This window comes from Haladaptatus sp. HS23 (genome assembly GCF_056892285.1).
The window spans coordinates 1-22,398 of the sequence record NZ_JBXGLH010000004.1 but is presented as its reverse complement, the minus strand read 5'-3'; the positions used below and the strand labels follow the sequence as shown (position 1 = coordinate 22,398).

The following is a 22,398-nucleotide window of genomic DNA, read 5'->3' as shown; positions in this document are numbered from 1 at the left end:
AAATCGAACGCGTCGTGTCGATTATTGAACGATGAACTGTCCAGCGATTTCCTTCACTTCCTCCATCGACTTCGCCTCGTCGAATGCGTTCGGGTACGGCGAGATGCCGTTGAGCGCGTTGAACGATGCCGCGTGGCGCGCTTCGACGCTGTGAATCGAGAGCGCCGCCGACAGGAGGTCGCCGTTCTGAATGGACGGGGCCGCACCCGCGTAGGCGGCGACGCCCGTGTTTTCGAGCGCCTTCGCGACGCCGAGGAACTCGGCGGGCGTCTCGTAGCCGAAGTCGTACTCGGCCGCTTCGACGGGGTCGCCGCCGAGCTGCTCGATGACCTTCGTGAGCTGTTCGACGTGTGCCGCTTCGTGTTCGCCGACGACCTTCACTTGGTCGGGAATCTTCATGCGGACGTCGTCACAGACCCCACACCCGAGGTCCGCGTTCATGAAGTCGTCGTCCGAGAAATCCTCCAAGCCCTTCGCGTAAAACGTCGCTTCGAGGTGTTCGAGGGTGAGTGCGTAGTTCAGGATGTCTACGTCGGTCGTCTCGTCTTTCGTACCGTCTCCGTTGCTCATGGAATCATCATCTCCTTTGCCGCTGTCTTCGTCTTCCGCTCCGACGACGCTGATACCTGCCCCGGTCAGCCCCACCGCCCCGATGGCCGCCGACCCCGCGAGGAATCCACGCCGTGACGTGAGTTGTTCCCGCGCCGTTTCACCGATGGTTCCGACCGCTTTTTGGCTATCATCTGGCATAATTGGACGTGCGGTTCGACGCACGCTTTCACCGAGGGGAAGTCATTTAAAGAAAATTTTCCGGACTGTCACCCAAATTCATCTCATATTGGCTCACGCCCCCCTATTTCTGCACAAATGCGTATTGGCCCCGGGCGAATTTCGCACTCACGACGGACCCCCGTCGTTACGATACCGTTCGAATGATCCGTTCCACTTCGTCCCAGTTCCGCTCCGTTTTCGCCGATGGTGCATACCGCGACCCGTATTCCTCCCGCTCGATTTCGACCAGTTCGTGTTTGACGAGGACGTCGAGGTGGTGTCTGACGGTGCTGTAGTCGATGTCGAGGTCCGTCGCCAACTGGTTCGGGTTGCGCGGTTTCTCGGCGAGTTCCGCCAGCAGGGTCGCCCGTCGAGCGCCGCCACGACTGCCCGAGAGGACGTACCACAGTTTTCCGCTGTCGCTCATCGCGGATACTCCGCTTCACGTGGGGCATGGCGCGTTCGAAGTGTCACGGGAGATCGCTATGCACGCCATGGCCCTTGCTATGGAGTGGCTAAACTCGCAGAAACGGTCAACTCGTCCGAGAGGAAGCGGTCGATACGGGGAAAATCAGTCCCAAGTGACCCACGTGAGAAACACTAACGCGAAGAGTTCGAGGACGTGGAGCGCAAGCATCGCTTTCCACGCGGGGGCGGGTACCTTGGTGGCGAACCAAACGGATAGCAAGTCGTCCCACGAGTAGACGTAAAACGCGAGCGCGTTCTGTGCGAGGAGCAGGACGGAGAACACCGACAGGCCGAGCGTGTGCTTGGACTTGAACTGGCGATAGTTGTCGAGCCACACGTAGCTCAAGCCGAGGAGTAACACCACGTTGAGCGCCGTGGAAACCCGCGCGACGTCTATCCAGATTCCCATCCGTCGTACCTCCCTTGTAATCGCTCTCGCATATATGCTTTCCCAGATTCGACCATACTCATTCCACCTGTTCGATGATTTCTTCGACCGTTTCCCAATTTCGCCGCGTTCGGTCGGTCAACAGGTACACCGCACCGTAATCGTCGCCGCTGTTTTCGACGATACCGTTGTCCATGAGAACGTCGAGGTGATGCCGGACCGTCTTGTAATCGAGATCCAACCCCTCGGCGAGTTGGTTGGCGTTCCGTGGTCGCTCGTCGATGGCCCGAACCAACCGAACGCGATTGGCTCCGCCACGGGTGCCGGTGAGCACGTACCAGAGGACGCCCTCCATCACCCCCAACCGAAACACCCCGCCCACCTAAGCGCATCGCCCTACTGATTCAACGAACGGGCTATACCGTGAACAGGTGTCCCTCGCGGGGAACGTCGAACACGCCGATACGCGCCCCGGCGTCGAGCCACGCGTGCCCGTAGGAAAACGACGCGAGCGCGTTGACGAAATCGTCATCCTCCTTGAAGTGCCGCCCGTCATCCAGATACGACTGGGCCATCTCCCGACAGTCCACCGCCGCCTCGCCCATCGGCGTGTCGGTCGGCGCGGAGATTTCGGCGGCGTCGAGGGCCTCGGACAACAGGCGTTCGTAGCGGTTCGTCTTCTCGACCAAATCTGCAGGCATATGGCCGAATCGTGGCGGAGCGGAGGTAAGCGCTTCGAGCCATCCCGACCGTGAAACCGGAAAGCACGGGAGACAGCGCAAGGTAAATACACGACGACGAGTGATATTGCACCATGAGCGAAGAGCCTCGCGTCGAGATGTATACAAAGGAGAACTGTTCGTATTGCGAGAAGGCAAAAGACCTCCTCGACGAGAAGGGAATCGAGTACGAGACGTACAACGTAACCGGCGACGAGGAACTGTTCGACGAGATGGTCGAACGCGCCGAAGGGCGCAAGACGGCGCCGGAAGTGTTCATCGACGACGAACTCATCGGCGGGTGGGACGAAACCAGCGCGCTCGAACGGGACGGGAAACTGGACGAGAAGTTGGGGTTGGCCGTCGCTGACGGCGGCGAAGCGGACGTCGAACACCGCAAACTCATCGTCTCGGGGAGCGGAATCGCGGGATTGACCGCCGCCATCTACTCCGCGCGGTCGAACAACGACCCGCTCGTCCTCCAGGGCGACGAACCCGGCGGACAGTTGACGCTGACGACGGACGTGGAGAACTACCCCGGGTTCCCCGACGGCATCAGCGGGCCGGAACTCATCAACGACATGCAGGAACAGGCCGAGCGCTTCGGTGCCGAGGTGAAGACGGGAATCATCGAGGACGTCGACGACACCTCGCGTCCGTTCCGCGTCGAACTCACGAACGGCGACGTGTACACGACCGACGCGCTCATCGCGGCCAGCGGCGCGAGCGCCCGAACCCTGTCGATTCCCGGCGAGGACGAACTGATGGGCTACGGCGTCTCGACCTGTGCGACCTGTGACGGCGCGTTCTTCCGCGACGAGGAGATGATAGTCATCGGCGGCGGTGACGCCGCCTTCGAGGAGGCGACCTTCCTGACGAAGTTCGCAAAGAAGGTGTACCTCGTCCACCGCCGCGAGGAGTTCCGCGCGGAGGATTACTGGCAGGACCGCCTGCAGGAGAAGGTGGAGGACGGCGACATCGAAATCATGAAGAACACCGAAGTGACCGAGATTCACGGGTCGCCGGAGGAAGGCGTGGACCACGTCACGATGGTCTCGAATCCCGAAGGGAAACCGTCCCAGAAGCTCGACGACCCCGAAACCGAGGAGTCACACTTCGACGTGGGTGCGGTGTTTCTCGCAATCGGCCACACGCCGAACACGACCTACCTCGAAGACACGGACGTCGAATTAGACGAGGAAGGCTACATCCGTACCGAAGGTGGCAAGGGCGGTGGCCAAACGAAGACGGACGTATCCGGCATCTTCGGCGCGGGCGACGTGGTGGATTTCCACTACCAGCAGGCCGTGACCGCCGCCGGAATGGGCTGTAAGGCCGCCCTCGACGCGGACGACTATCTGGAGACGGCAGAACTCGGCGAGGCGAGCGCGGTCCAAGAGGGCGCGGCGGCCTCCGACGACTGATTCGAAGGGAGACCGTTTTTCGAGCAGAAGTGTCAGCCACAGCACTTAGTGTATCGACGCGAGTAGTGGGCCGCATGGATTTCGACCTTCGCGTTTCCGAATTGGACCCGTTTCACGGACGACTCGAAAAAGCGCAGGAACGGGTGTTCGAACTACAGGCGGGAACGAGGGTCGACTCGGACGAGTTCTTTTCGGAGGAGTTCATGCGAAGTCACACGCAGTTCGACTCGTTTCACGCCTTCTACCGGGAGAGTCCATGGACCCTCGACGAGAAGAGTTCCATAGACGAACTCCCCAACGAGCGTCTCGACGCCTACGTCGCGGGGACGACCGAGTTCGAAACGTGGGAGGAGATGAAAACGCGGGCCGCACAGGAGGAAATATTCGACCAACTGCGTACGTGACCGAAGACGGTCACGTGAAGCCGGGAATCATCGTCAGCACGCGATACAGGCCGAAACTGATGAGTCCGGCACCGACCATCGAGACCACCCACGCGCCGAGCGTGTAGCCCGCTTTCGACGCCGAAACGCCGCCGCCGGAACCCGAGGAGCGGACCACCAACCCGGCACCGACGATGCTCGAAATCATCACCTTGTTGAACGAGATGGGAATCCCGAGGACGATGGCGAGTTGCGCGATGAGGAACGCGGGAATGAGCGCGGCGATGGACCGGCGCGGACCGAGGGACGCATACTCCTGCGAGACGGCCTGAATCAGGCGCGGTGCGCGGGTCCACGCGCCGACGAGGATTCCGAGGCCGCCGAGCGCGAGGAGGTACACCGCCGACAGGTGGAGGTCGGTTTCGAAGATGGCTTCGAGCGGTCCGGTCGCCAGTCCGACCTGCGTCCCGCCGCTCGTGAACACGACCATGAGGCCGAGGACGACCAAAAATCGGTTGATTCCCTTCTCCTCGTCGTCCACGAGCGCCCATCGGGTGACGAGTACCGAGAGCAATCCGACCGTGACGCTGATGACGACCATCCCGAGAGTGTAGCTCCCGAAGACGTGGTCGGGAAGCAGATGCCAATCGGTCGAGAGCGCGCGGGCGATGGACCCCGGCGCGCCGTTCGCCTTCGGCGTCACTGTCAGTTGGATGTTGGCGACGGCGTAGCCGACCAACCCGGCCAACAGGGGAATGCCGATGGATTCGGGCATCGATTCACTTCGGAGCGTCCGAGCGACGCTGTAGGCGATGATGGCGTTCGCGACCGGAATCGTGAACCAGAAGGCGAGGATTCTGACGTACTCGTCCGTCGCGAATCCGCCGCCGAGGGAGATACCCGCGCCGACCATCGCCCCGGTGACGGCGAACGCCGAGGGAATCGGATAGCCGCGCGTGTTCCCGATGGTGATGAGCGTCGCGGCCGTTAGCAGTGCGGCCGCCGCTGCGACGGGCGTTATCGTCACGCCGGTCACGAGGTCCTTGCCGATGGTTTCGGAGATGCTTCCCCCTTGGACGATGGCACCGAGTCCGGCGACGAGACCCACTAAAAGCGCAGCGCGGAGAACCGACAGCGCGTTCGCTCCGACTGCCGGTGCGACGGGGGCGGAGTTGCTGTTCGCACCGACCGTCCACGACATGAACAGAGAAGCCGTCAGTGCGACGGCGACCACGAGTATCAGTGACGCCATTATGACTGTCGGGTCTGTCCGATGACTGTTTTCATCACGATATTGACATAGTGATTTCTCTCGCTCGAATTCATCGCTATTCCCTACCGATTACAGCGTTAAGTGGCCTTTGGTACGAATTCCGTCGAATTGGTTCGACAAAAGTTATGGATGGCTTGTACTGATACGGACACAAATTTGAATCCGCGGTCGCCGTGCAGGCGGCATCCACAGACCCTTAATGCTTCACATCAAAGCGAAGGTATGGTAGATACCGACTCCGTCGAAACGGAAACGTACACCATCGAAGGACCGGACGGAAACAGCGACGAAATCGAACTCCCGCCGGGACTCATCGACCTCCTCCGCGAGGAGGACGAGTCCCGAGAGACCGTCGTCGGTGACATGGCGATCGTCTCGTTCGTCCAGCAGGCCCACGCGGCGGTACACCACACGCAGGGCGAACCCAGCGAGGACGTCGCCGCCATCGAGGAGAAAGCACGGGAACTGTTCGAGGAGCGAATCGGCATCACGTTCGAGCAGGCGACGGGTCACTCGCACTAACCTACCGACGACTCGACGGTTCGCGGTTTTTCGCGCGTTGCAGGGAAGAGCAGCAGCCTCGAAAACGATACGCCGAAACGGAGCGGCTTACGTCAGGTCGACGCGGTCGCCGATTTCCACGATTTCGAGTGATTCGGGGTAGTCGTAGCTCCGCGCGTGGTCGAAGAGCGCGGTCGGGTCCGCCGTCAGTCCCTTCCACATGTCCCAGTGGGTCGGGAGCAGGCAGTCCAGTTGCAGGGAGTCCGCCGCGGCGACGACTTCGTTCTCGTCGCTGTACCACTTCGTGTACTTCGGTTCGCCGGTCTCCTTGTCGGGAATCCAACCGTCCGAGCCGAAAGCCAACACGCCGAGGTCGATGTCGTACTTCTCGCCGATGGGGTCGAGTTCGTCGCCGGGTTTGGTGTCGCCGCCGTGGAAGAACGTGGTCGACCCGTGTTCGATGACGTAGGAGACGGGGTGTGTCGCGTCGGCGTCGTGGGCGGCCTCGACGTGAACGGTGAACTCGCCGACCTCGAAGGTGTCGTCTTCTTCGACCTCCACGAGTTGGTCGTCCGACACGTCCCAGTCGTCCAACCATCGCTGGTCGTCGTACGCGACGGCAAGGCTGTCGTCGGGTGCGTAAAACGACGCTCCCGTCGATTCGAGAATCGGCGCCTGACTTTCCCCATCGACGTGGTCGGAATGTTCGTGGGTCGCCAACACTGCGTCCGCTTCCGCCACGTCGTCCGGGTCGAACGGAACGGGAACCATGCGGACGGTTCGCGGCGGGTCGCCGGTTCCAAGGTAGGGGTCGATGAACAGCGTCGTTCCGTCACTCCCTTTCAACACGAACCCGTTACAGCCGAGATACCAGAGCGAGATGCCTTCCGGTGTCGCGTCTTCGACCGCACGTGGAAGCCAGTCTCCCCAGTCGCTGTGAGTCGCCATACGAACACTGCTCGGTAAACGCGCCTAAACCTTGCGTTCGTTTCCCCCGTGAGAGCAATGATATGTTCAAATCGATACAGGATTAATCGACGACATGGAGTTATTAACCAAAGACATATGTCCTACCAGTCACATTCCGAGAACGCCTGCGGACGGTGTTTCACTGTCATAGCAGGCAGTCGGTACTGCAATGTGTCTCTGACGGGTGCGGCCTCTACCGCCGCATCTCACATTCACACGCTCGAATCAGTGGCACGTTCGAAGAGGTTTCGTAATTCGCGGTCGTCGAATACCTGTTCTACGGTGTTCGTTTCGACGTCGTACCTGAGGCACCCGTAGTCCGCGAGTCGTGGCAGGTGATTGTGATGGAGTTCGACGGACAACCGTCGTCGGTCGTCCGCCGAGACGTCTTCGTGTTCTATGAGGTACGTAGCGATTGCGTCCAACGAAACTGGACAGTTGTGGTCGAGGAGATACCGGAGGGCGAGACGCCGATGCTACTGTTCGAGGAGCGAAAACAGTTTTGACGGTGACGGTACGTGCGTATCGTCGGTGTCGTCGATAGGGCGTGTATTGGAAACCATGTTTCTCCCATCACGGTCGTTCGGCGCACAGCGGAGAGTGTCGGGCCTGCGCGTAGCGGGACGTTCGAACCGAAGTCCGAACACGTGTATCATCGGACGACTGCATTATTACTTTAGTTAACCGAACGCAGTTCGAAACGGGACGCCGTCTCGAACACAAAACAACACATATAATTGTTGCTGTTTTTTAAATCACCTTTATAAAGGACGGGGAGAAATTGACAGGTAGTGTATGACTGACGCGGGAGACCATCCGGACGCCCTGATTTCGACGGTCGTCAAGCGTGCCGGGCTGCTGACCGCCCTCTCGTCAGGACCGATACCGAAGCGCCGTCTCGGGGACGAACTCGGCGTGTCCCGCTCGACGGTTTACAAGGCGGTTCGAGAACTCCGCGAGTACGAACTCGTCGAACGAACCGAGGAGGGTCTCGCGCTTACCCTCGCCGGTCGGATACTCGAATCCGAGTACCGCTCGTTTCGAACCGTCGCCGAGGACGTTCGTCGAACGCGCGACCTCCTCTCGATTCTGCCCGCCGAGTCGGAGATATCCACCGTGCTCATCGAAGACGCCACGGTCGTCTTCGCCGAACGACACGCACCGAACCATCCCCTTCGGTATTTCGAGGAGATGGTCGAAAACGCGGACCGAGTGCACGGCATATCACCCGTCGCACTCCCGCAGTACGTCGAACTGTTCCACGACCGCGCGACCACGGACGGGATGACGGCGGAACTGGTGCTCGAACGCGCCGTCGTCGAGTACCTCGTCACCGATTACGGCGAACAGTTGGACGAGGCGCTAGCGTCGGAACGCATCTCGATTTGGGAATCGGACGACACGCTCCCGTTCGGACTCATCGTCGTCGAAGGCGGCGTCGATAGCGTCGGCGTCGTCGTCTACGATGACCGCGGCGAACTCCGCGGTCTCATCACGAACGACACCCCTGCCGCGGTGGCATGGGGAAAAGACGTGTTCGACGCCTACCACGAGCGCTCGACCCTCGTCGGCGGGCGTCCTTAGCGGTCCTGCCACTCGGGGTCGCGGTCCTCGAGGAAGGCGTCGATACCCTCGTTTTTGTCCGCCGAGGCGAACAGCAGGGCGAACAGTTCGGCCTCGTACTCGATTCCGGATTCGAGGTCTATCCGACTGCTCGCTTTGACGGCCTTCTTCGCCAGTTCGAGCGCCGTCGGGCTTTTATCCGCCATGCGTCCCGCGAGTTCGTACACGCGGTCCTCGAACTCGTCGTCGGCACACACTTCGTCCACGAGGCCGATGTCACGAGCCTCCTCGGCGTCGATGATTTCCCCCGAGAGAATCAACCGCATGGCCTGCCCTTCGCCGACCAGTCGGGCTAGACGTTGCGTGCCGCCGCCGCCCGGCATGATGCCGAGGTTGATTTCGGGTTGCCCCAGTTTCGCGCGTTCGTGTGCGATGCGCACGTCACACCCCTGTGCGAGTTCGCACCCGCCGCCGAGCGCGTGGCCGTTGATGGCCGCGATGACGGGTTTTTCGAGGTCATCCACGTACTCGTACACGCGCGGTCGCTTGCTCGCTTCGCGCTGTTCGAGCGCGTCGCGCTCCCGGAGTTCCTTCACGTCGGCCCCGGCGACGAACGCCTTCGCCTCCGGCGCACCGGTGAGTACGACGACGCGCACGTCCGAGGACGCCTCGGCGGCGTCGAGAACTTCCTTCAGTTCGGCGCGCAGTTGCGCGTTCAGCGCGTTGCGGGCGTCGGGGCGGTTCAGCGTGACCGTTCCGACGTACCCCTCGACGTCGAAATCAACAGTCTCACACCCACGTGCGACCTGTTCGGGGCTGCCGGGCGTCTCGTCGCTCATCGGGGGACCTCGCTGTTTCCGTCAGTGACGTCGTCGGAATCGGTCCGACGAGCCGTTCGGTCTTCGCCCGAAACCCCCACGATTTTCCCGTCCTCCCACACGTAGAACCCTTCGCCGGTCTTCTTGCCGAGTTTCCCGGCGCGCACCTTCTGGCGGAGAATCTGCGGCGGGCGGAACCGCTCGCCGAGTTCCTCGCGGAGGTGTTCGAGGATGCCGAGGCGAACGTCCAATCCGACCACGTCACCGAGTTCGATTGGACCCATCGGGTGGTTGTAGCCCAGTTCCATCGCCGTGTCGATGTCCTGGGGACTCGCCACGCCTTCCTGCAGCATGCGGATGGCTTCGACGCCGAGCGCGACGCCCAGGCGCGAGGAGGCGAAGCCGGGAGAGTCGTTGACTTCGACACCCACCTTGTCGATACCGTCCACGAACTCCGCCGCGAAATCGACCGTCTCGCGGCTCGCCTGTTCGGGAATCACGATTTCGACCAACTTCATGATGTGGACCGGGTTGAAAAAGTGCAGTCCGACCGCCCGCGTGGGGTCCTCTAACGCGCTGGCGATTTCGGTAAGCGACAGCGAGGAGGTGTTGGACGCGATGATGGTGTCGTCCGGAACGAACTCCTCCACGTCCTCGAACGTGCTGCGTTTGATTTCCATCTTCTCGGGAACCGCTTCGACCACCACGTCGGCATCGCCGACGGCGGCTTCGAGGTCGGTGGTGCCGGAAATCCGGTCGAGCGTCTCCGTTTTTTCGGCCTCCGAAACCTTGTCGCGCTCGACGCCGCCTTGGAGGTTTGCCTCGATGCTCTCGATACCGTCCTCGACGAACTCCCGTTCGATGTCGCGCAGAGTCACGTCGTGGCCCGCCATCGCCGTCACCTGTGCGATTCCGTGCCCCATCGTCCCTGCTCCGAGTACGCCTACTTTCATCGTGAGAAACCGCGTGCGGACGCACGAAAAGCGTTTTTCTCCGCCCTCGAATCGGAACGTCGCAACGATGGGTCGATTTGGTTCGAGTCCAGATAGATTCGAAAACATATCCTCGTTCCGACCGTTTGCAGAAAGCTTTTATCGTGCCCGCGAAATCGGTTAATTGTCTCGGGTAGGGGTACACGAGACAGACTTTCTTTCGAAGCTACAGACGAGCAGTACGTGCGCTCGAGGTGCGGAATCGGATTTCCAAAGTCAGTAGTGTGACAAACGTAGTGCCAACCACATGTCGGTACGATCCACACTAAAACAGGAGGAGACGTATCTCCGTGTTAGTATTTCATTCTATCGGTCGAATATGACTCTCCGTCGATAGCGGAGCTATTCACACGGTTACGATCCGAATGCCGGGCGAATTTTGAACTACGGTCGGAACGCAGTTCCAACCTACTTCACGGTTCAGCCAGCGGCTGAACCGTGAACCACTGCCAGAGGAAAGCTCTGGCATGATTCAAGATTCGACCGCTCGCGGTCGAATCTTGAACCCATACCTCGTCACGCCCTCCTGCGTATAGATTCGGCGCATCGTCGTCGCCACCGCGTCGCCGATTTCGAGGGTCCCGGGTTCGGTACCCGCCACCTGTGCGGGAACGCTCGCCTCGCCGCCGTCGGATCCGGAGAGGGAGACGACTGCCACGTCGAAGTCGCCCGACTTGGCCTGCTGCTCCGCGAACTCCGGCGGCGCACCGCCCTGCGAGATGGTCGTCACGGCTTCGACGGTTCCCTCGCCGGTGAGTTTCACCGACTCGTACTCGACCAGCGAGTTACAGCCGTTGCACGCGCCCTCCGGCGGGAAGTTCAGCGCGCCACAGTCGGGGCACCGTCCGGCGAGGAGTCGGTGCCGTTGGTCGAGCGTGCGCCGCCAGGACGGCACGCTGACGTAGGCGCCGCCGCCGCTCGGCGGACCTGACGTGAGGTCGCCGCGCAGTCGGAGATACTCGGGGTAGGAAACCGGGTCGTCGCCGTCGAGTTCCAACGAGACGGGAACGTCGTCGTTTCGAGAAACGAGAAGGGCGTCCGCGCCCGCACCGCTTCCGAACGAAGTGGCGAGGATTCGCTCGTGGCCGTCCGCGAGGGATTTGGCGAGACTCAACGGGACGCTCGCCGCGCCCGTGTCGCCGAGTTCGTGAACGAGCGCACCTGCTCGGATTTCGTCGACGCCCACGCCGAGCGCACCCGCGGCCCGGTAGGGCAACTTTCCGTCGGGGGCTTGCACCGCCGCGGCGTCCACCGTCCCGACGTCCGCTTCGAGTCCTCCGACCGCTCCGGCGAGCGTCTCGGAGAACGTTTCTCTATCGTAGCTGGTGACGCCCAATCCTTCGACGGTCGAATCGCCCGTTTCTCGGAATCGCGTGCCGGGGAATTCGACCGCGTATTCGGATTGCCCGTCGATGCTCACTGGGCCGTCGTCGGAGAGGACGAAGGCCGCCGCGCCAGCACCCGCCGCGTGGTCCTCGGAGGAGTCGGGTTCACCGCGCGGGCAGTCGGCGGCGACGACCAATCCGACACCGTCGTTCCACGGCCCCGCTGTGAATCCGGCGACGAGCGCTCGCGTTCCGGCGCGGGTGCTTCCGGTGAAGACGTGTCGTGTCGCGTCGTCCGGGACGTCGAGCATTCCGCCGAGTCGGGTGGTCACGTCCTCCTCGGCCATCGGCGGGGTAGTCGAAGCGAACGCGAGGAAGGCGACGTCGGGGTTTCCGGCGGCCTCAAGCGCCCGCGTTGCGGCCTCGTAGGCCATCGTCAGTGCGTCCTCGTCGGCGTCGGGAACCGCCTTCCCGTTCACCCCGGCAGCGTGGAACTGTCCCCACGCCTCGGTAAACGCCTCGGCCGAGATTCGGAATCGGGGGGCGTAGGCACCGACGGCGGCGATGTTCGGCGTGCGTTCGTCCCCCGTCATGTCTCCACCTCCGATTCCCTCTCCAGCACGTGGACGACCGCGGCACCGCCGCTTCCGCCGACGTTGTGGGTCAGGCCGCGCGTCGCTCCCTCGACCTGTCGTTCGCCCGCAGTTCCGGAGAGCTGTTTGTACGCTTCGACCATCTGTCCCGCCCCGGTCGCGCCGATGGGGTGGCCCTTCGATTTGAGGCCGCCGGAGGTGTTGACGGGGCGCTCACCGCCGAGTTCCGTCGTTCCGGAAGAGACCAGTTCTCCCGCTCCGCCCGGTTCACAGAAGCCGAGGTCCTCGTAGGCCAGCAGTTCCGCGATGGCGAAACAGTCGTGAACCTCGGCGAAGTCGATGTCCTCGGGCCTCACACCGGCCATCTCGTAGGCGGACTGGGCGGCCTCGCGGGACGCCGGGACGGAGGTGTAAGTGTCACGCTGGAAGAGGCCGACCCGGTCGCTCGCCGCGCCGACGCCCGCGATTCGGATGGGGTCGTCGGTGTACTCGTCCACCACGTCCTCGCTCACGACGACGGCGCACGCCGCGCCGTCGGTCGTCGGACAGCAGTGATAGAGCGTGAGGGGGTCCGCGACGACTTGAGCGTTCGTCGCGTCCTCCAAGGAGCATTCGAACCCGAGGTGTGCGTGCGGGTTCTTCGCGCCGTTGGCGTGGTTTTTCACGGCCACGCGGGAGAGGTCTTCGACCGTCGTCCCGTACTTCTCCATGTGCGCGTCGGCCATCTGGGCGTAGACGCCCGCGAAGGTGGTTCCCGACAGCCGCTCCCATTCGGTTTCCCCGGAAACGCCGAGCCAGTACTTCGTCGCGTCGCTCGACGTGTCGGTCATGATTTCGACGCCGCCCGCGAGGACGACGTCCGCCATGCCGCTCTTGACGGCTTGTACGGCCTGCCGTACCGCGTAGCCGCTCGCCGCACACGCGTTCTCGACTCGGGTGCACGGGATTCCGTCGAGTCCGACGTGTTCCGTCACCGCCGGGCCGGACAGACCCAACTGACGGCCGCCGACGCCGAGCGTGCCGACGGCCGCCTCGTCCACGTCGTCCGGGTCGATGCCCGCCGGAACGCTGTCGCAGGCCGCCTCGAAGGCGGTGCGAAACAGGGACCGATAGCTTTCGTCGGGGAACGACCCGAAATCCGTCTGGGCCGCGCTGACTAGATACGCATCTCGCATGTCTCGAACTGGCGTTCGCGGGGAGAAATAACTGCCGTCACTCCCACGCTGTGGATGGGGGATTTTCGCCGTCGAAGCGAGGGTGAATCTCGGCGGGAGATTCAAGAGCCTCGGCGGCTTACGGGCGCATGTGCACGGAAACGAGGCACGAATCAAGGTGAAGGGCCGGCACGGCTGACGTGGTGGGCATCGACATCAGCGGTCGCCACGAGGAGGAAGGCGAATACCTGATGGTCGCCGCCGCCATCCACGCGATGGTCGGGACGACACGGCTTCACAGCGTCGAGGGGATGGGGTTCGCGGTCAGCCACGACGAACCGACGCTTTCGGCGACGACGGGGGTCGTCACGGATGCGGTTTGTGACCTCCCGGACCCGTCCGCGGAACCGGTAGTCGCCGAACGGGGCGAATTCTACGAGGAACCGCGGTGGATGGTCGAACAGTATCTCGAACCTGATTTTAAGTACGTCGAGAGCATAGCCGAACGTGAAACCGTGCAGGCCGCACATCACGCCGCGTACGCCGCCCGAAAACTACTCCTATGAAAGCGATACTTGCAAAACGGGTAGACGACGGAACCGCCTCGATGGACGAACTGACCGAGTTGGCTCGCGCCGCGGGCTACGACGTCGCCGCGACGGTCACACAATCCAGAGAGGAAGACGCCGCGTTCCAATTCGGCGAGGGGAAAGTCGCCGAGCTGACGGCCGCCGTCACGGAACGGGATGCCGGGGTGGTCGTCTTCGACAACCAACTCGGTCCGTACCAGACGTATAATTTGGGTCAGCGACTGCCCGACGGGACGAAGGTCATCGACCGGTTCAGGCTGATTCTCGAAATCTTCGGCCAGCGCGCTCAAACTCGGAAAGCACAGCTGCAGGTCGAATTAGCGGAACTGCGCTACGAACTACCCCGCGTCGAGGCGAAGACGAGTCTCGCAAAGCGCGACGAGCGACCGGGGTTCATGGGTCTCGGTGAATACGACGAGAGCCACGAACAGGACATCAAAGACCAGATAAGCCGCATCAAGGACGAACTCGACGCCATCGCCGACAAGGAGGCGGACCGACGACAGAAACGACGCGAGTCGGGGTTCGACCTCGTGGCGCTTGCGGGATACACGAACGCGGGGAAATCGACGCTCCTCCAGCGACTGGCGGAGGAGTTGGAAATCGGCGCGAACGACGAGTTACATCCCGACTTGGACCCGACGGCGGAGGCCGAAGACCGCCTGTTTACGACGCTCGGGACCACGACGCGGAAGGCCGACATCGAGCGGCGGGACGTGCTGTTGACCGACACGGTCGGGTTCATCAGCGACCTCCCGCACTGGTTGGTGGAATCGTTCAAATCGACGTTGGACGCGGTGTACTACGCCGACCTCGTCCTGTTGGTCGTGGACGTGAGCGAACCGATAGACGACATTCGCGAGAAACTCGTCACCTGCCACGACACGCTGTACGAACGTAATCAAGCGCCCATCGTTACGGTGTTGAACAAAATCGACACCGTTAGCGACGAGGAAATCGAGGAAAAGCGCAAGGCGCTCTCGGCACTCGCGCCGAATCCGGTCGCTATCAGTGGCAAGGAGGATATGAACGTCGAAGAACTGAAACGGCGTATCGATATCGAACTGCCGGATTGGGAGTTCGAACGATTGGTGATGCCGATGACGGACGAAACGATGAGCGTGGTTTCGTGGGTACACGACCACGCCCGCGTGGAGGACGTGACCTACACCGACGACGAGGTGGTCGTCGAGTTCGAAGCACGCTCCGCCATCATCCAGCAGTCACGGTCGAAAGCGAGTGACTTGACTGCCGTACCATCGGCTTAAAGCATCGAATATAACGATACTGCCCCGTTCGAACGAATCCACGCGGTGTGGTTTTTCAGGTCGTAAATGAGGACTGCGTCGTCCTGCACTTCGAGTTCGGCGTATCGGTCGTCGTCCCGGTTTCGTCGGGAATCGTCTGCTTCGTGCGTGCTCGTAGTCATGCGATTCGGTTGGTTGTCGGCTTTCTCTCCACTATCGGGTAGCAACCCCTATGTGATAAGTGTTACCCAATACCATGATTCCTCACTGTTCGATAGGCGACGGGCGAACGAGAACCTTTCGGTTATTCGTACATTCTATCTGTGAAACCGTTGTGTGAGAGGAATCTATCTCCGATGCTCACACAAGCACTTTTTCCCTGCGAAAAAGCCGTCAAACGGTTACTATCGGTAAGTTGATTTCGTGATGTAACTTTTTATCGTCGGCCACCCTACTCCGTTCTATGACAGAGAAACCGGAACGACTGACCATGTGGTGTTCGGGCGAGGAGTGGTGTCCCATCACCGCCACGGCGACGCTCGTCGGGAAGAAGTGGCACCCCGTCATCGTACATCGACTGCTCGTGAGCGGTCCGCTCGGGTTCAACGCGCTCAAGGAGGAAGTGGACGGCATTTCGAGCAAGGTTCTGTCGGACAGTTTGGACGACTTGGGCGAAAAGCAATTGGTGAACCGCGAAATCGTGAGTGACAAACCGGTTCGAGTGGAGTACTCGCTGACGTCGACCGGCGAGTCGCTCGAACCCGTCATCCTCTCGATGCGCGATTGGGGAATGGAATACATCTCCCCCGCTGAGGACCCGGATTCGGCTACCGTGTGAGTTCGCGTTTCTCCTTATCGACCACCCGAACGTCCCGAATAGCAGTGTCGGGATACCCGCCTTCTTCGTCCTTTTCGACCGCTTTCACCATGTCCCAGACGACGTTCAAACCCGTCGTCACGCCCTCCAAGGCCTCCATCTCGCATCCGGTCTTGCCCGTCGTCTCGACGGCGACGGACAGGCGTACCCGGTCATCACGAACGTCGAAGTCGGTATCGACGTTCGTGATAGGTATCTGATGGCACATCGGAATCGTCTCCCACGTGTGTTTCACCGCCTGAATCGCCCCGATTCGAGCGGTCGCTAACACGTCGCCCTTCTTCAGGTCGTTCGCCCGAATCGCCTCGATGGTCGACGGTCGAAGGTGAATCTTCCCCCTCGCAACCGCGCGGCGGGCCGTATCGGGCTTTTCGCCGACGTTTACCATCTGCACTTCACCGGATTCGTCCGTGTGAGTCAACCCCTCGTCGTTCGTCTCGCCGTCCCGTTTCGTCCCGTCCGTTGCTCGCGTTCCGTCATCGTCCGGTCCCGTTTCAGGCATCGTCGTCACCCCATATCGCGGCCGGAATCGTTTCGAGCATGTCGGACGCGAGGAGCCCCTCGTATCGCTCGTCGTACACCAAGTCGCCCGCGCGTCCGTTGACGAACGACCCGACGCACGCGGCGTCGAAGGCGTCTGTCGTGCCGAACAGTCCCGCCACGATTCCGGCGAGCAGGTCCCCCGTGCCGCCCACTTTCATTCCCGTGTTGCCCGTCCGGACGACGCGTGTCCGTTCGCCGTCCGAAATCACGTCGGTCGCTCCCTTCGCCAACACGACGTGGCCGATGTCGCTCGCGAGGGCCTCGATTTCGTCCGTCGCCTCGCGCAGGTCGTCCACGTCCGGGCCGCCCATCTCCGCTAATTCCTTGCGGTTCGGCGTACAGACTACCGTCGCGTCCGTGTCGAGGTCGGGAATCGCCGGGAGCGCGTCCGCGTCGACGACCGCCCGCCCATCGAACGATTCGAGGAAGTCGGTCGCCGCGTCGATGGTCTCGTCGGCGTTGCCGAGTCCCGGCCCGATGACGACCGTGTCGTCGTACGATTCGGCCGTTTCGACCAACCCATCCACCTGTTCGGGCGTCAACCTGTCGCCGTCGTAGGGTTGGACGATGAGGTCCTCCGCGTAGCCCTGGATCTCCCCCGAGACGGCCTTCGGCGCGGCGACGAACGAGAGTTCGGCACCCGTCCGCAGGGCCGACTGGGCGGCAAGCGCCGGAGCGCCGGTGAACGGCCCGCCGCCGATGACGAACACGCGGCCCCCGACGTTCCCGCGAACGCTCCCGAGGTCGCCCGGCCCGACGAACCGCTCCGCGGCGGCGGGGATGCCGATGTCGGCGACGGTCACGTCCCCGTCGTAGTCGGCGAGGCCGGGTTTCATGTCGTGGAACGTGACGACCGAATCGGCTTCGACGGCCACCCCCTCCCCGTCTCCTCCGACTTCTCCCGTGTCGGCGTTCACACCCGAGGGAACGTCCACGGCGAGGACGGCGACGTCGGCGTCGTTTATCGCCCGCGCCGCCGTCGCGGCGGGGTCCCGAAGCGCTCCCGTCACGCCGGTTCCGAGCATTGCGTCGACCACGAGGTCACAGTCCGGCAGTTCGAACGCGCGTGAGTCCTTCACCTCCGTCGTGTCGTACTCGGCGCGTTGGAGCGCGTCCCAGTTCTCCCGCGCGATGTCGGTGCCGATGGTTTCGGCTCGTCCGAGTAGACGAACCGAGACGTCGTACTCGTCTAAAAATCGCGCGGCGACGAAGGCGTCGCCGCCGTTGTTCCCCCGTCCGGCGACGACGCAGACACGCGCACCCGGCGACACCATCTCGCGCACGCGTCGGGCGATGGCGTTCCCGCTCGATTCCATCAACTGCTTGCGAGGGACGCCGAGATACTCCGCGTTCTCGTCCACGGCGGCCATCCGCTCTGCGGTTATCATACACGGGCGTTCGGTCGGATTCCGGGTTAACGTTGTGGGCTAGGCCGTGGAGAAAGTCCGGTGAGTCGCGGAAGCGGGACGTGTGGCAGAGTGAAGCGTGGTGGACGGTTTTCGCGGAATGTGGTAGCGAGTGTAGTGTGAATCAATGCGAGGACTTCGATATGAACCGTCATCGATTCGCGCGACTCCGTCCCGCCCAAACGGCGACGATTCCGATGAACAGGGCAATCGCGCCCGTAACCGTCCATTGCGTCGATTTTCCCGTAATCGGTTTGCAGTCTGTGACGCACAAAACGGGACCGATTTGGACGAGTCCGAGACCTTGGACGAGCCACAATATTCCGAGAAGTGCGACGATGGCACCGAGAATCGCCAATGCGGTGGCTTTCGCGTTCACGTTTCAGCCCGACTCCTGCAATCTATCATCGCTTCGGCCGTCGGTCTCGGTTGGACTCTCCGGCGTGGCAGTTCCGCGCACGAAGGGTCTGGATGGGCTAACGCCGATACGTAGGGTTTCGATTTCATCGAGAGCGAACGGACCGGCCGCGATCCACTCGTCCGTTCGTCGGTCGAGATGGCAGCCGGCGTCGATCCGTTTCCAGAGTGGTGTCACGGCGTCTTGGACGTAGCCACGGGGACCGTCGGACCGGACGTGTTCGAGAAAGCGGAACTCGCCATCCGGCTTCAGAACACGGTGGACCTCCTCAAAGGCTAAAAACGGATCTTGTACCGTACAGAACACCGCGGAGGCGATAAACACGTCGAACGTATCATCCGCGTAGGGCAGGGATTCGGCCCGTCCTGCTTGTACGTTTATATCTAAGCCGTGTGCGCTGGCTGTCCGCTTCGCCCGTCTCCGTCTGCCGGGATTCGGTTCGATTGCATGTAGGTCGAGAGATGGCTCACGCTGAACTGCCGTTTGCAGGTACGGGACCAACGCACCGCTCCCCGCGCCGAGGTCCAGTATCGTCCCTTCGAGGTCGCGTGCGAGATATCGCCGATGTTCCGCAAGGTCGAAGCGCTCGGAGAGTGCAGCGACGATTGACTGACCGGGAGTCGATAGTTTCCGTTCCGTACTGTTCGTGGTGCCCGTTTCAGTTTTTCTGTTCGGCATGCGTCGGTGATACGGACGACTCACCTATACATGCGAATAGCGCCGTACATCTGAGGTGGGTTTATATCCGTTTGCGGCATATTCATCCACTGATGCGGTACGGCCAGCGACAGAGACAGCCCGAGCAAATCGATACTTCACAGACCGACCGGATTCAGTCGTTCTGGGCGCTCTGGGCGCAAAGAGCCGGTCGATAGTATGAGATATATTACGTTCGTCATTCGGCAGGTCGACGATGAACGCTGTCCTAATGGCGAGTGCGACACCGATTCAGCAGTGAAGGGTGAAGCGATCCACTACATCAACCTCTTGGACGACGGAACCGGCGTCGGGCTGTATCAACTCCGTGGTGACTTCGAACAGGCCACGGAAGTGCTGGAGGCGAACCCGGACGTGCTGACTTGTGAAAAGTCTGCAGCATCTGACGGACTCGTCTACCTCCATTTTCGAGCGAACTCCCTCATGACCGACCTCCTCGGTATCTTCCGACGGTACGAAATCGTCGTGGATTGGCCGATGGAATACACCGACCGGGGTGACCTTCGAGTAACCATGCTTGGAGAGGACGAGAAAATCAGAGAGGCTATCGGGGAAATCCCCGGCGGAATTCGGATTAAGCTCGAAGGGATGGGCGAGTATCGCCCGGATATGCGCCAACTCGCGTCGCTGCTGACGGATCGCCAGCGAGAACTGTTGGAACTGGCGATAGACGAGGGCTATTACGAGATACCACGGCGTGCGACCCTTCGAGACCTTGCGGACCGAGCGGATATCTCTGCGGGGACGGTCGGTGAACACCTTCGGAAAATAGAAACCAAAGTCATCATGGAACTCGTTTGAATTCGATACCGTTCGATGGGACAGTCGTTTCGCCTCGTGGGCGGACCCGCGCAAATCGTGTGCCCACGAGTAATTCGCGGTACAATCATGATTCGGGACAGATTCGAACTTTGTGGAGACGTTCCTGCTCGTTCACTCCGCGGGCATGCGACTCCCCAAGTTCGAACTGCCGGACCATTTCGACGCCGCAGACTCCTCGCTACGCTCGTCGTGTAGCGTCGTCAGAAATGGGTCGGGGCAGGATTCGGAAGCTGCCTCTCGGTCGTGTAATTCTGCAACCCTGACCAACCATGACTAAGGAACCGCAGAATCTCGAACCGATTGCACCGAAAGAAGCCGTCTCGCACTATCTGGATAGTCGTGCAAACGACGCTTCCCGTTCGACAATCCAGAACCATCGCTACAGGTTGAAGCAATTCCTGAAGTGGTGTGACACTCAAGGAATCGAGAACCTTAACGAGATGACTGGACGGCTTTGTGAAGCCTACAAGAACTGGAGAATAGCCGATGGTGGTGTCTCAACGGTCACACTTGAGAACCAGCTACGGACGTTCCGGGTATTTCTCCGGTATGCCGAAAGCATCGAAGCAGTTGAACAAGGACTTCCCGAGAAAATCATCGTTCCGAAGATTAGCAAGGGAGAGGGAGTACGTGATACGTCGATTACCCACGAAGAAGCTGAAGCGATAATAGACCATCTTCAGCGATTCCGGTACGCCTCGAAGGAACACGTACTGTTTCACCTCTTGTACCACACTGGAATGAGGAGAGGCACTTGCGTAAGCCTTGATTTGTCGTCTTACGAGAGGCAGGAAGGTTTCTTGAAAATCCGCCATCGACCGAACGCGGCTAACCCTACTCCGTTGAAGCTACAGGACGAAGCAGAACGGAATATCAGCCTCGTAGACGACTCTTTGGTCACAGCCTTGAATGACTACATCGACCGGAATAGAATCGCTCAAGAGGAGTCTGATGGACGAGAACCGTTGTTCACAAGCCAGCAAGGGAGATTGTCGGGAAATTCCATGCAACGGATTGTGTATATGGTTACTCGACCGTGCTTCTACGCCGACAAGTGTCCTCATGATAAGACTATCGAGGATTGCGAAGCAGTGACTGACTCGACTCGATACTCTCGGTGTCCTTCGAGCGTATCGCCTCACGCTATCCGACGTTCTGCGATAACCAATCATCTCGATAAGAATGTCTCGAAGGAGATAGCCAGCGAGAGGATGAATGTGAGTGTAGATACCTTGTCGGAACACTACGACGTAAGAGATAGAGAACAGAAACGGATGAATCGAAGGAGAGAACTGGATAATTTGAGTCTATAGACTTTGGAGACGAAGCAACACACGGCGCGTGATTTCCTAAGGAAATTTATTCCTCTTTGGTAACTTCAAGAGAAAAGGGCCTTCTACCTACGAAGGTGATTAAAGCTGTTTTTATCCATAGAGAAGTCGTCTGTCGCCGAAACCATTCTTTTTCTGTCAATTACCTTGATTCCCGTGCCTTAAGTGTCGAATCTGTGGATGAATCCCCACCAAGATGATAATTTTCACTCTCAAAAGACTGTAATTAAGGAAGACGTCTTCCCCTCGTTTTCGAGAGGTACAGACGTTGTATGTAAAGAATCCAATATCTCCTTGGGGATAGTTTTTAAGAATCGGGATACGTCACATTTTTTGAATGTCGTCCCGTCGATTCCGAAGAAACCCCACCATGTATTGTGCGTGATAGGGAAATCACCTCCCTTCCTACGACACCACAGGAGGACGATATTTGCCTCCTGCGAGGTTTCTTCCTCTTGCGAATGGTAGACATCAGAAAAACATACATTCGTCTCACAAGCGATTCTGTGCTGTCTCACAGCACTATCTCATAGTCGTGCATGAATTTATGTGCGTAGAATAATTAATCTCGTTGGTAAGGAGATACAAGAATGGCTTCTGGACTTGTTGGCGTCTTAGTTGGTGGTTTCCTCACGCTTAGTGGCACATTCTTTATCAGTGCATATCGACGGCATATTGAGCGAAAGCGATTCTGCCGTGCATTGAAAGTGGAAATCGAACTGATGGAGAGGTGGTTTGATACTATAGAGTCAATTGACTACATAAAGTCAGATAATACTCCTGAAGAAAACGCAAAACTACGTCTTGAGGAGTACGGAGAAGAGCAGATTAATAAGTGGTATAGACAAATAGTTCGTGATTCCGAAGCATCCCTTCAGTTTGACATTTACATGGAAAACCAAGATAAGCTTGGACTCCTAAATGTTGAACAAGCAACAAGTGTGATTCTATACTATAGAGAAATCCAAATGTGGAAGCGGAGCCTTGAGAAGCCAGTTGACCACTCACCAGAAACAAAAGCTGAGATAATATAGTAGCCGTTAGAAATTTCTGCCCGGATAACGTTGAGTGTTCTAATGGACCATCTTGACGATATTTCCGTCGAG

Annotated in this window: 26 protein-coding genes and 1 pseudogene; 10 read left to right on the top strand and 17 right to left on the bottom strand. The window is 60.2% G+C overall.

From position 1 onward, the window contains the following. Window positions 1-21 precede the first annotated feature (21 nt). The 5 genes from AC1XDK_RS12745 to AC1XDK_RS12725 all read right to left on the bottom strand — a co-directional run bounded on the left by AC1XDK_RS12745 (window position 22) and on the right by AC1XDK_RS12725 (window position 2,328). The gene (locus AC1XDK_RS12745) at window positions 22-750 is read right to left on the bottom strand and encodes a ferritin-like domain-containing protein (RefSeq protein WP_483350281.1); all 729 of its coding nucleotides are present in this window, start codon (window positions 748-750) and stop codon (window positions 22-24) included. A gap of 166 nt (window positions 751-916) precedes the next feature. Further along, window positions 917-1,198, bottom strand: coding sequence for an ArsR/SmtB family transcription factor (locus tag AC1XDK_RS12740; RefSeq protein ID WP_483350280.1), 282 nt, complete (start codon window positions 1,196-1,198; stop codon window positions 917-919). A 144-nt stretch (window positions 1,199-1,342) separates the two neighbouring features. After that, complete coding sequence (locus tag AC1XDK_RS12735; RefSeq protein WP_483350279.1) at window positions 1,343-1,648, bottom strand: DUF8036 family membrane protein; 306 nt, start codon at window positions 1,646-1,648, stop codon at window positions 1,343-1,345. A gap of 58 nt (window positions 1,649-1,706) precedes the next feature. Beyond that, complete coding sequence (locus tag AC1XDK_RS12730) at window positions 1,707-1,982, bottom strand: winged helix-turn-helix domain-containing protein (RefSeq protein WP_483350664.1); 276 nt, start codon at window positions 1,980-1,982, stop codon at window positions 1,707-1,709. A 61-nt stretch (window positions 1,983-2,043) separates the two neighbouring features. After that, on the bottom strand, window positions 2,044-2,328 hold the full coding sequence (locus tag AC1XDK_RS12725; protein WP_483350278.1) for a DUF357 domain-containing protein: 285 nt from the start codon (window positions 2,326-2,328) through the stop codon (window positions 2,044-2,046). Between the two features lie 113 nt (window positions 2,329-2,441). On the opposite strand from AC1XDK_RS12725, the gene grxC reads away from it, so the two are divergent. Both grxC and AC1XDK_RS12715 read left to right on the top strand, forming a co-directional pair. Further along, window positions 2,442-3,770 carry a glutaredoxin 3 gene (gene grxC / locus AC1XDK_RS12720; RefSeq protein WP_483350277.1) on the top strand — a complete coding sequence of 443 codons (1,329 nt, stop codon included), beginning with the start codon at window positions 2,442-2,444 and terminating at the stop codon, window positions 3,768-3,770. A 74-nt stretch (window positions 3,771-3,844) separates the two neighbouring features. After that, the gene (locus AC1XDK_RS12715; RefSeq protein WP_483350276.1) at window positions 3,845-4,174 is read left to right on the top strand and encodes a hypothetical protein; all 330 of its coding nucleotides are present in this window, start codon (window positions 3,845-3,847) and stop codon (window positions 4,172-4,174) included. Between the two features lie 10 nt (window positions 4,175-4,184). Here AC1XDK_RS12715 and AC1XDK_RS12710 read toward each other — a convergent pair whose 3' ends face one another. Then, on the bottom strand, window positions 4,185-5,405 hold the full coding sequence (locus AC1XDK_RS12710; protein WP_483350275.1) for an inorganic phosphate transporter: 1,221 nt from the start codon (window positions 5,403-5,405) through the stop codon (window positions 4,185-4,187). Window positions 5,406-5,648: 243 nt separating this feature from the next. Here AC1XDK_RS12710 and AC1XDK_RS12705 point away from each other — a divergent pair, with 243 nt between their 5' ends. Beyond that, a complete protein-coding gene (locus AC1XDK_RS12705) occupies window positions 5,649-5,948 on the top strand; it encodes a DUF7545 family protein (protein ID WP_483350274.1) in 300 nt (99 codons plus the stop codon). An 87-nt stretch (window positions 5,949-6,035) separates the two neighbouring features. Here AC1XDK_RS12705 and AC1XDK_RS12700 read toward each other — a convergent pair whose 3' ends face one another. After that, a complete protein-coding gene (locus tag AC1XDK_RS12700; RefSeq protein WP_483350273.1) occupies window positions 6,036-6,875 on the bottom strand; it encodes an MBL fold metallo-hydrolase in 840 nt (279 codons plus the stop codon). A gap of 233 nt (window positions 6,876-7,108) precedes the next feature. After that, window positions 7,109-7,360 (bottom strand): annotated as a pseudogene (locus AC1XDK_RS12695) (DUF7344 domain-containing protein); the annotation flags it as partial. A 331-nt stretch (window positions 7,361-7,691) separates the two neighbouring features. On the opposite strand from AC1XDK_RS12695, the gene AC1XDK_RS12690 reads away from it, so the two are divergent. Further along, window positions 7,692-8,480: a helix-turn-helix transcriptional regulator gene (locus AC1XDK_RS12690; protein WP_483350272.1), complete on the top strand. Its 789-nt coding sequence runs from the start codon at window positions 7,692-7,694 to the stop codon at window positions 8,478-8,480. Here AC1XDK_RS12690 and AC1XDK_RS12685 read toward each other — a convergent pair. The 4 genes from AC1XDK_RS12685 to AC1XDK_RS12670 all read right to left on the bottom strand — a co-directional run bounded on the left by AC1XDK_RS12685 (window position 8,477) and on the right by AC1XDK_RS12670 (window position 13,362). Next, window positions 8,477-9,298 carry an enoyl-CoA hydratase/isomerase family protein gene (locus tag AC1XDK_RS12685; protein WP_483350271.1) on the bottom strand — a complete coding sequence of 274 codons (822 nt, stop codon included), beginning with the start codon at window positions 9,296-9,298 and terminating at the stop codon, window positions 8,477-8,479. The two genes, AC1XDK_RS12690 and AC1XDK_RS12685, sit on opposite strands and share 4 nt — an antisense overlap. Continuing rightward, the gene (locus AC1XDK_RS12680) at window positions 9,295-10,230 is read right to left on the bottom strand and encodes a 3-hydroxyacyl-CoA dehydrogenase family protein (protein ID WP_483350270.1); all 936 of its coding nucleotides are present in this window, start codon (window positions 10,228-10,230) and stop codon (window positions 9,295-9,297) included. The genes AC1XDK_RS12685 and AC1XDK_RS12680 overlap by 4 nt, the downstream gene beginning before the upstream one ends. Before the next feature lie 511 nt (window positions 10,231-10,741). Further along, window positions 10,742-12,187, bottom strand: a complete 1,446-nt coding sequence (locus AC1XDK_RS12675; RefSeq protein WP_483350269.1) for a zinc ribbon domain-containing protein — start codon at window positions 12,185-12,187, stop codon at window positions 10,742-10,744. Beyond that, on the bottom strand, window positions 12,184-13,362 hold the full coding sequence (locus tag AC1XDK_RS12670; RefSeq protein WP_483350268.1) for a thiolase domain-containing protein: 1,179 nt from the start codon (window positions 13,360-13,362) through the stop codon (window positions 12,184-12,186). Before AC1XDK_RS12670 ends, AC1XDK_RS12675 begins: the two co-directional genes overlap by 4 nt. A 188-nt stretch (window positions 13,363-13,550) precedes the next feature. Here AC1XDK_RS12670 and AC1XDK_RS12665 point away from each other — a divergent pair, with 188 nt between their 5' ends. Both AC1XDK_RS12665 and hflX read left to right on the top strand, forming a co-directional pair. Then, window positions 13,551-13,907, top strand: a complete 357-nt coding sequence (locus AC1XDK_RS12665) for a DUF2209 family protein (RefSeq protein ID WP_483350663.1) — start codon at window positions 13,551-13,553, stop codon at window positions 13,905-13,907. Continuing rightward, window positions 13,904-15,199 carry a GTPase HflX gene (hflX, locus tag AC1XDK_RS12660; protein WP_483350267.1) on the top strand — a complete coding sequence of 432 codons (1,296 nt, stop codon included), beginning with the start codon at window positions 13,904-13,906 and terminating at the stop codon, window positions 15,197-15,199. Before AC1XDK_RS12665 ends, hflX begins: the two co-directional genes overlap by 4 nt. Here the strand turns inward: hflX and AC1XDK_RS12655 are convergent. Continuing rightward, on the bottom strand, window positions 15,196-15,360 hold the full coding sequence (locus tag AC1XDK_RS12655) for a DUF7331 family protein (protein WP_231183106.1): 165 nt from the start codon (window positions 15,358-15,360) through the stop codon (window positions 15,196-15,198). The genes hflX and AC1XDK_RS12655 overlap by 4 nt on opposite strands. Window positions 15,361-15,641: 281 nt before the next feature. Between AC1XDK_RS12655 and AC1XDK_RS12650 the strand changes: the two genes are divergently transcribed. Next, window positions 15,642-16,016: a winged helix-turn-helix transcriptional regulator gene (locus AC1XDK_RS12650; protein ID WP_483350266.1), complete on the top strand. Its 375-nt coding sequence runs from the start codon at window positions 15,642-15,644 to the stop codon at window positions 16,014-16,016. Here AC1XDK_RS12650 and moaC read toward each other — a convergent pair. The 4 genes from moaC to AC1XDK_RS12630 form a co-directional block, all read right to left on the bottom strand. Continuing rightward, window positions 16,006-16,557, bottom strand: coding sequence for a cyclic pyranopterin monophosphate synthase MoaC (gene moaC, locus AC1XDK_RS12645; RefSeq protein ID WP_483350265.1), 552 nt, complete (start codon window positions 16,555-16,557; stop codon window positions 16,006-16,008). The genes AC1XDK_RS12650 and moaC overlap by 11 nt on opposite strands. After that, the gene (locus AC1XDK_RS12640; protein WP_483350264.1) at window positions 16,550-17,986 is read right to left on the bottom strand and encodes an NAD(P)H-hydrate dehydratase; all 1,437 of its coding nucleotides are present in this window, start codon (window positions 17,984-17,986) and stop codon (window positions 16,550-16,552) included. The genes moaC and AC1XDK_RS12640 overlap by 8 nt, the downstream gene beginning before the upstream one ends. A 169-nt stretch (window positions 17,987-18,155) precedes the next feature. After that, window positions 18,156-18,383 (bottom strand): hypothetical protein, encoded by a 228-nt coding sequence (locus tag AC1XDK_RS12635; protein ID WP_483350263.1) that lies wholly within the window; start codon window positions 18,381-18,383, stop codon window positions 18,156-18,158. Between the two features lie 3 nt (window positions 18,384-18,386). After that, window positions 18,387-19,100, bottom strand: a complete 714-nt coding sequence (locus AC1XDK_RS12630; RefSeq protein WP_483350262.1) for a class I SAM-dependent methyltransferase — start codon at window positions 19,098-19,100, stop codon at window positions 18,387-18,389. 198 nt (window positions 19,101-19,298) lie between these two features. Here AC1XDK_RS12630 and AC1XDK_RS12625 point away from each other — a divergent pair, with 198 nt between their 5' ends. The 3 genes from AC1XDK_RS12625 to AC1XDK_RS12615 all read left to right on the top strand — a co-directional run bounded on the left by AC1XDK_RS12625 (window position 19,299) and on the right by AC1XDK_RS12615 (window position 22,326). Then, window positions 19,299-19,940, top strand: a complete 642-nt coding sequence (locus tag AC1XDK_RS12625; protein ID WP_483350261.1) for a helix-turn-helix domain-containing protein — start codon at window positions 19,299-19,301, stop codon at window positions 19,938-19,940. A 290-nt stretch (window positions 19,941-20,230) separates the two neighbouring features. After that, window positions 20,231-21,274: a tyrosine-type recombinase/integrase gene (locus tag AC1XDK_RS12620; protein ID WP_483350260.1), complete on the top strand. Its 1,044-nt coding sequence runs from the start codon at window positions 20,231-20,233 to the stop codon at window positions 21,272-21,274. Window positions 21,275-21,882: 608 nt separating this feature from the next. Continuing rightward, window positions 21,883-22,326: a hypothetical protein gene (locus AC1XDK_RS12615; RefSeq protein WP_483350259.1), complete on the top strand. Its 444-nt coding sequence runs from the start codon at window positions 21,883-21,885 to the stop codon at window positions 22,324-22,326. Window positions 22,327-22,398: the final 72 nt, after the last annotated feature.